This is a genomic window from Streptomyces sp. NRRL F-525, assembly GCF_000716605.1.
GTDB lineage: Bacteria > Actinomycetota > Actinomycetes > Streptomycetales > Streptomycetaceae > Streptomyces.
Map to the genome: position 1 here is coordinate 1 of NZ_JNXE01000083.1, position 8,522 is coordinate 8,522.

Consider the following 8,522-nt stretch of genomic DNA (forward strand, 5'->3'; position numbering starts at 1 on the left):
GGGGTGGGCTTCGCCGGGGGGGTGGGCTTGGGCGTCGGGGTCGGCGTGGGTGTCGGTTGGGGCTTCAACACCGCTGGTTCCGGGGCGGGTTGCTTCTTCGGGGGCGTCGGGGGAGTCGACTCGGGCTTCGCGATGGGCGAGGACGAGGGCGCCGGTTTCGCCTCGGGCTTCTTCGCGGGGGTGTGGGTGCCGCCGGCCAGCGCGAGGGCGATCGCCGCCGCTGCCGCCGTGGCGACCACACCGGCCGCGATACCCGCCTTCACCGGGGCGCCGAGCCCCTCGGAGGCGGCCGCGCCCCCGGCACCGGCACTCCCGGACGAACTCCCGCCCGCAGCGGCGGCGGCACCCGCGGCACCGGCCGCGCCCGCGCTCGCACCACCGGCGATGAGCGCGACCGCCTTCGCGTACCCAGCGGCGCCGAACCAGCCGATGACCGCGACCGGGACGACCGCCGGGATACCGCTGGCGACCTCCTCGATCTGCAGCGCGGCGAGCCGGCACTTGGCGCACTCCTCCAGGTGCTTGCGCAGCCCCCGTTCGGCACGCGTGCGCAGCCGGCGGCGGGCGTAGGTGCCGAGCTGGTCGGCGTAGCGCGCGCACTCCTCGTCGTCGGTGAGGGTCGCGCTGACATGGGCCTGGAGATAGGCCTGCTTGAGCCCCTCACGGGCCCGACTGGCCAGTACGCGCGTGCCGTTGGCGTCGAGCCCGAACAGCGTGGCGACCTCGCTCGGCGACTCGTCCTCGACCTCGGTGTGCCACAGCACGGCCTGCCACCGCTCGGGCAACGACCGGAAGGCCTGCATCGCCATCGACTGCTCGGCCACATGCATGGCCCGAACATCGGCACCGAGATCGATGGTGTCGTCATCGGACACCTCGGACACCCGGGCGGACTGCGCGGCGAACACCGCGAAGTCGTCGACGAGGTGCTCCCGCTTCGCCGACTTCGTCCAGTTCGCGGCGACGCGCCGGACGGAGGTCAGCAGATACGCGCGTACGGCGTGCTCGGGCCCGGAACCGCCGCGCACCGCCTGCAACATGCGGGCGAATACCTCGGCGGTCAGATCGTCCGCGGTGTGCCCGTCCCGGCAACACGTCCGGGCGTACCGGCGCACGGCGTCCGCGTGGCGCCGGTACAGCTCCTCGTACGCCGTGTCGTCACCGGCACGCATCCGCTCGATCAGCGAGGCGTCGGCCGCCGGCATCTCCCGCGGCGGCAACGACGGCGGCAGCACACTGCCCTCGCGCTGCGGCGGGACACTGCCCTCACCGGGATCGCCACCCTGGGGGACACCACCCTGGGGGACACCACTCGGCCCACCCTGACTCGGCACCTGTGGTGAGGTCAGCCCACCGGCCTCCGGGTCACCGTCACCCAGTGACTCGTCCCGCCCGTCAACACTCATCGCGGAAAGCCCCCGCCGCCTGCCAAGCCAGTCCAACCAGTCCCGAACACCGGGTCAGCGTAGCCATATTGGCTTTTGTTCAGGACCCCGTCGCATGGACCATCCACTCATCCGTGGGGACTTTCCGCACCGCAGTACTAGCGTTCACCCCTCCGGGGAAGGCTCAACTGTCGTGCGTGAAAGGGGAGTTGGCGACGGTGACTGAAATGCCCGGAACGTCCCCGGGGATCGCGAGGGGCGCGGGCGGTGCGGTACCCGCGCCTCACAGTCACCTATTCGAGTCACCCTGCCGGCGCAGGGCAGCAGATTCAGCCCGTCCGGCGTTTGAGGACCGAGGCCCCTTCAGGGCCGATGGGGGTCTGGGGGCGCAGCCCCCAGAGACGCCCACACCAACGCCGGCCCACGCTCACAACGGCCGCGACCGCAACCCCTCCAACAAGATGTCCAGCAACCGCGCCGACGCCGCCGCCTGCTGCGCAGCGTCCGGCAACGAGGGCGCCGCCGTAGCAATCACCAGCAGCACATCCGACACCGACACATCCGCCCGCAACTGCCCAGCCGCCCGAGCCCGATCGACCAGCTGCCCCACGACCTCCAGCAGCGCAGTCGCCCCGGCGTCGTACTCCACGGACCCCAAAGACCCCGCCGACTCCTCCGGAACCAGCCGCAGCTCACCCGCCCCCGGCTGCATCCGCTGCTGCGGCACCCGCGCCTCGTCGAGAAGAGCCGCACCCTCCCCCTCATCGGCGACGCCGACCCGCAGCACCTGCGGCGGCAACAACCGCCCCGCCCCCGACGCCACCGACGTCCGCAGGAAGCGCGACAGCGCCGACCACGGCTCGTCCTCCTGCCCGAGCGCCGAACGCGCCTGGTCGGTCAGCCGGGAGGTCTCCTCCTCGGCTATCCGCCGCACCAGGACGTCCTTGCTCGGGAAGCGCCGGTACACCGTGCCGACACCGACCCGCGCGCGCCGCGCCACGTCCTCCATCGGCGCGCCGTAGCCCAGCTCGCCGAAGACCTCACGCGCCGCCCGCAGCACGTGCTCCAGATTGCGCTGTGCGTCCACCCGCAGCGGCGTCGTCCGCGAGGAGTCCCCGCGCCCGTTCGCCGCCGCTCCGACCGCGCCGCCGGATGCGACGGCTGACGCGGATGTCCAATGAGAATCCTGAATATGCATACACGTTCCCCCGGTTAATGACGTCTCCCCCCGGAGACTCCCCGCCATCGGCAGCCGGAGCATCGTGAGACAAGCCCGGTTCGCGAGCCCCGCTCTTCGCGGACTCGCTGAGCACATCCCCCTTCACCCCGTCGACACACGAACATAGTTGAGAGGGGGTCAATTCAGAAGGGGCAGGTTCCGCACGGAGCGCCCCCCGATCGGAGTACGGGTCGCATACGCCCCTATTGCACCCCGGGGCACCACCCCGATCACCCTCACTGACCTGCGAACCTGCCCTCAGCGACGGCACTTTCGGCACCCCCGCGCACCCTCCGCCGCCGGTCACACAATTTGTCGAGGCTGTGGACAAACTCAAGCGCCGGGTGCGTCATGGGATGGTGAAGGAACGCGCGCGCATTCTCGTTGTCGGTGGCGGCTACGTCGGGATGTACACAGCCCTGCGCCTTCAGAAGAAGTTGAAACGTGAAATCAAGCGCGGGCAGGTCGAGATCACCGTCGTCAGCCCCGACCCTTACATGACGTATCAGCCGTTTCTCCCCGAGGCCGCCGCCGGTTTGATCTCCCCCCGCCATGTCGTCGTCCCGCTGCGCCGCGTCCTCGACCGGTGCCGGGTCGTCATCGGCGAGGCCACCGCCATCGACCACGGCAAGCGCACCGCGACCCTCAGCACCCTCGCCACCGAGGAAGAGGGCACGGGCACCGAGGAGTTGGCGTACGACGAACTCGTCCTGGCCCCCGGCTCCATCTCGCGCACGCTCCCGATCCCCGGTCTCGCCGAGCACGGCGTCGGCTTCAAGACCGTCGAGGAGGCCATCGGCCTGCGCAACCACGTCATCGAGCAGATGGACATCGCCTCCTCCACGCGCGACCCCGCGATCCGCGACGCCGCGCTGACCTTCGTCTTCGTAGGAGGCGGTTACGCCGGCGTCGAGGCGCTCGCCGAGCTGGAGGACATGGCCCGCTACGCCGTGCGCTACTACCACAACGTCGACGCGGACGACCTGAAGTGGATCCTCGTGGAAGCCTCGAACCGCGTCCTCCCGGAGGTCGGCGAGGAGATGGGCACCTACACGATCACCCAGCTGCGCCGCCGCAACATCCAGGTCCTCCTGGAGACCCGCCTCGAATCCTGCGTCGACCGCGTCGCCGTCCTCAGCGACGGCCAGCGCTTCCCGACCCGCACCCTCGTGTGGACGGCCGGCGTGAAACCCCACCCGGTCCTCGCCGCCACCGACCTCCCGCTCGACGCGCACGGCCGCCTCAAGTGCACCCCGGAGCTGACGATCGACGGCGCCACGCACGCGTGGGCCGCGGGAGACGCGGCGGCGGTCCCCGACGTGACGGCCACCGAACCCGGCACCACCACCGCCCCCAACGCCCAACACGCCGTAGGCCAGGCCAAGATCCTCGGCGACAACATCGCGCACTCCCTGCGCGCGGAGCCTCTGGAGACGTACGCCCACAAGTACGTCGGCTCGGTCGCCTCCCTGGGACTGCACAAAGGCGTCGCGCAGGTCTACGGCCGGAAGCTGAAGGGCTACCCTGCCTGGTTCATGCACCGCGTCTACCACCTGAGCAGGGTGCCCACCTTCAACCGCAAGGCCCGCGTGCTCGCCGAATGGACCCTTGCGGGGCTCTTCAAGAGGGAGATCGTTTCTCTCGGTTCACTCGAACATCCCCGAGCGGAGTTCGAACTCGCGGCCGGTGGAAAGCCTCCACACGACCCGAAGGGTTCGAACTGACCGGACCGAGGAACTCCACCGGCCGCCGAGGCGTCTGACGAATGTCGGCCCGGTCGGTCACACTGCCAGACTGGTCCACGACTTCGGGCGGGCCCACACCCGCCCTTCTCACCCAAGAGGCTTTCCCCACTGTGCTGCATCCCCCGGGGGCCAACCCCCGGACCCCCGGCAGGGTCCGGAGCGGGCCGACAACACCTACACGAGGCAAGGATTCGTGAACTTCACGCGCTGGAGCGCCCGGCTCCCCGGAACGCAGCGCCGCGCCGCCGCGCGGACCGACCACACGGTCACCCCGGACCGGCGGGGAGAAGGCTCCGTGCCCGCGGCCCGCGCCGAGCAGCTCACCGACGAGCCGCCGCCGGTCCCCGCGGTCGAGGACCTCCCCGTCCGCGAGGTCCTCGACCGCGTCCCGGCCCTCGTCGCCCTCGTGCACGGCCCCGACCAGCGCATCGCGTACGTCAACGACGCCTACGTGACCGCCTTCGGCACCCGCACCCTCGGCGCCCCGGCCCGCGAGGCCCTCCCCGAGCTGGACGAGCTCGGCCTGCTCCCGCTCCTCGACCAGGTCCTGCGCAGCGGCAAGCCCCGCACCCTCAAGTCCCGCAAGGCACCCGGCGGCCGCTCGTACACGTTCACGTGCACCCCGGTCGCCGAGAGCGCCGACACCGCCGAGGGCGGCGTCCTGATCTTCGCCACCGACGTCACCGACCACGCCGAGGCCGCCGAACGCCTCCGCGCCAGCGAACGCCGTCAACGCGAAACAGCGGTGACCCTCCAGCGCTCCCTGCTCCCCCAGGAACTCGAAGAACCCGACGACCTGCGCATCGCCGCCACCTACCAGCCCGGCGGCACCGAGGCGGCGGTCGGCGGCGACTGGTACGACGTGATCACCCTCGGCGGCGGCCGCACCGCCCTGGTCATCGGCGACGTCATGGGCCGAGGCGTCCGCGCGGCAGCGGTCATGGGTCAACTCCGCACCGCCGTACGGGCGTACGCCCGCCTCGACCTGCCCCCGCACGAGGTACTCCAGCTTCTGGACGGCCTCGCCACGGAGATCGACGCGAACCAGATCGCCACCTGCGTGTACGCCATCTTCGACCCGAACGAGGGCCGCCTGGTCTACGCCTCCGCAGGCCACCTCCCGATCCTCGTCCGCGACGAGACGGGCGCGGTCCAACGCGCCGACGAACCCACCGGCCCCCCACTGGGCACCGGCGGCTGGATCCACTCCTCGGGCTCGATCCCCCTCAGCCCCGGTTCTACGGCGGTCCTCTACACGGACGGCCTGGTGGAGCGCCGGGACGAGGACCTGGACGAGGGAATCGCCTCCCTGGAGCGCGCCCTGGCCGGCGCCACCGGCACCCCCCAGGTCGTCTGCGACCGCCTGGTCCGCTCGCTCGGCGTCACCGCCGACCACGACGACGACGTGGCCGTCCTGGTCCTCCAGCACCCGGCCCGCACCGGCCCGGCCGGCGACCTCTTCCGCAACGCGGCCCTGGAACTCCTCGGCGGAGTCGAAGCGGCCCCACGCGCGCGTGCCTTCGCCTCCGGAGTCCTCACCAGCTGGCGCTTCCCCACCGAACTCCACGACCTCGGCGTCCTGGCAGCCAGCGAACTGGTCGCCAACAGCCTCCAGCACGGCACCCCACCCATGCGCCTACGCCTGCGCCGCACGGACCGCCGCCTCATCGTCGAAGTGACGGACGGCGACGACCACCTCCCGCGCCGCCGCCGCGCGGAACCGGCCGACGAGTCGGGCAGAGGCATCGCAATCGTCGCGACGATCGCCTCGAACTGGGGCTCCCGCCGCACTCCCGGCGGAGGCAAGGCCGTCTGGTGCGAGTTCGTACTCCCCAACACACCCCCGGCCTGACCTACGCCTCCACGCCCACGGGCTCGACACTCCCGCGCGCCACGACAAGACTCCCCTTCGCCCGCCAAGGCTGATCCTGCACAGCGGTCAACTGCCGCCCCAGCTTCACGGCCAGCAGACTGATCCCCAACGAGAACAAGAAGAACGTCACGACATACGGCCCCGGCAGCGAAGCCCCGAGCGGCCCGCCCACCGCGGGCCCGACAGCCAGCGCGAGCTGCTTGACGAGGGCGAAGGCCGAGTTGTACTGCCCGGCCATCCCCTCCGGCGCCAGATCGGCGACCAGCGGAGCGACGGTCGGCGACAACATCGCCTCCCCGAGCCCGAACAGCGCGTACGTCGACACAAAGGCCGCCGTAGCCATCTCCTGACTCCCGTGCCCAAGCCCCGCGAACCCGGCCGTGACCCACGCCAGCGCCCAGATCATCCCTACGGCCGCGATCACGCGCGAACGCCGACGCCGCTCGACGAACTTCAGCACCGCGAACTGCGCGACGACGATCATCGCGGTGTTCGCGGCCAGCGCGGTCCCGAGCGCGGAGGTGGAGATCCCGGCGGCCTCGACACCGTAGGCACTCAAGCCGGACTCGAACTGCCCGTAGCAGGCGAAGAACAGCACAAAGCCGAGCACGCTCAGCTGCACCATGGCCCGGTTGCCGAGCAACTGCTTCCAGGCACCCTTGGCCGACTGCGAGGGAGCGTCACCGATCACGGGCGAGTGCGGCATCCGCACGGTCGCGATCACCCCGGCGAGGACCAGGAACATCGCCGACTCGATCCCGAAGAGCAGCGTGAACGAGGACGCCCTGGTCGTGTCGACCAGATGACCACCGATGAGCCCGCCGACGCCGAGCCCGAGGTTCTGCAGAAAGAACTGCATGGCAAAGGCACGCGAGCGCGTGTCAGCCGTAGAGCAATCCACGATCATCGTGGCGAGCGCCGGCTGCATCACGGCCTGCCCGGCCCCGAGCGCGGCGGCCGACAGCAACACAGCGGTCGCACTCCCCGCCAGCCCCAGACTCATCGACCCTACGGCGGCCAGAACCAGGGCGACGATGAGAACCGGTCGGGGACCACGCCGGACGATGGCCCGCCCGGCGAACGGCAGCACGATCAGCGCGGCCACGGCGAAGACGGCGAGCACGAGACCCGCCGTCATGGCTCCCAGGCCCCGCACCTGCGCCACATAGACGTACAGGTAGGGGACGGTGAAGCCGAGCCCGAACGCGCTGAGTGCGTTTCCCACGTGGATCCGGCGCATCGCTGCGCCCATCGCCCTGGTCACGGTCACCTCAATCAGATAGTTGGTCGCCATCGGTACTTCTTAGCACCGAAGACTTCGAAGCTAAACAGTACATCTAGAAGGACTTCAACGCCAAGCGGCCCCGTGCGATACTGACGCCCATGGGCGAACCGACACTCGACGAGCAGATCGCCGCCTACCAGCGCGAGTTCAAGGACCTCGACCCCCAGGTCGAGAAGATCGTCTCGGCCCTGGGCCGCCTGAACCGCCGCATGAACGTCGCCTACGGCCGCCAGACCGCGAACCTCGGCATGAGCAGCGCCGAGTGGGAGGTCCTCAAGGCGCTCGTCCTCGCCGGCGCCCCCTATCGGATGGGCCCGAGCGACCTCGCCAAGCGCCTCGGCCTCACGCCGGCCGCGATGACCCACCGGATCGACCGCATGGTCGCCGAGGGTCTGGTCACCAGGGAGCGGGACGAGTCCAACCGCGTCCGCGTGATCGTGGAGCTGACGCCCGAGGGCCGCGGCAAGTGGCTGGAGGCAATGCGCATGGCGACGGTCTTCGAGGAGGACCTCCTCCAGGACCTCTCCCCGGTGGAGCGCACAGTCCTCGGTGAGGTCCTGACCCGCCTGCTGCGCAGGGTGGAGCACGCCCAGCCGGACGCCGGTGGCCGGCTCAGCGACCTCGAATAAAAGATCTTGACAGAGGGTGCTTGACAGCCCCCTGCTCGATCCGTAAAGTTCTTCGGGTTGCCGCCGAGCCGTAACGGTTCTCCGGCAGCACCTCCGCCGCGACAGCGGCAACCCAAACCAACCGCACGATCTCCCAACGGGATTGATTTCGGCGTGCCCGAATTCAATTCGATTTGGGCTCGGCTGTGTTCGATCAGGTCACTAGGGCTCGATTGGAACTCCGCCGGGGGAATCGGCTAAGGTTTGAGACGTCGGAACGGCCCAACGGCCGGGAAGACAGCCCCTCTCTGACTGGGAGTCAGGCCCGAAAGGATCTGATAGAGTCGGAACCGCCGGAAAGGGAAACGCGGAAGCGGAAACCTGGAAAGCACCGAGGAAATCGGAAC

6 protein-coding genes are annotated in these 8,522 nt (G+C 70.3%); 3 read left to right on the forward strand and 3 right to left on the reverse strand.

Going from position 1 to position 8,522, the window contains the following annotated elements:
• On the reverse strand, positions 1-1,406 hold a 1,406-nt coding region (locus tag OO69_RS47685), incomplete at its 3' end, for an RNA polymerase sigma factor (RefSeq protein WP_033287316.1).
• 406 nt (positions 1,407-1,812) lie between these two features.
• Entirely contained in the window at positions 1,813-2,583 is a 771-nt protein-coding gene (locus tag OO69_RS47690) for a TetR/AcrR family transcriptional regulator (protein ID WP_051801862.1), read from the reverse strand.
• Between the two features lie 377 nt (positions 2,584-2,960).
• Between OO69_RS47690 and OO69_RS47695 the strand changes: the two genes are divergently transcribed.
• Positions 2,961-4,328, forward strand: a complete 1,368-nt coding sequence (locus tag OO69_RS47695) for an NAD(P)/FAD-dependent oxidoreductase (RefSeq protein WP_033287314.1) — start codon at positions 2,961-2,963, stop codon at positions 4,326-4,328.
• Between the two features lie 214 nt (positions 4,329-4,542).
• On the forward strand, positions 4,543-6,201 hold the full coding sequence (locus OO69_RS47700; protein WP_033287315.1) for an ATP-binding SpoIIE family protein phosphatase: 1,659 nt from the start codon (positions 4,543-4,545) through the stop codon (positions 6,199-6,201).
• A gap of 1 nt (position 6,202) precedes the next feature.
• Here OO69_RS47700 and OO69_RS47705 read toward each other — a convergent pair whose 3' ends face one another.
• Positions 6,203-7,516: an MFS transporter gene (locus OO69_RS47705; protein WP_199811174.1), complete on the reverse strand. Its 1,314-nt coding sequence runs from the start codon at positions 7,514-7,516 to the stop codon at positions 6,203-6,205.
• 89 nt (positions 7,517-7,605) lie between these two features.
• Between OO69_RS47705 and OO69_RS47710 the strand changes: the two genes are divergently transcribed.
• Positions 7,606-8,136: a MarR family winged helix-turn-helix transcriptional regulator gene (locus OO69_RS47710; protein ID WP_019061611.1), complete on the forward strand. Its 531-nt coding sequence runs from the start codon at positions 7,606-7,608 to the stop codon at positions 8,134-8,136.
• Positions 8,137-8,522 lie beyond the last annotated feature (386 nt).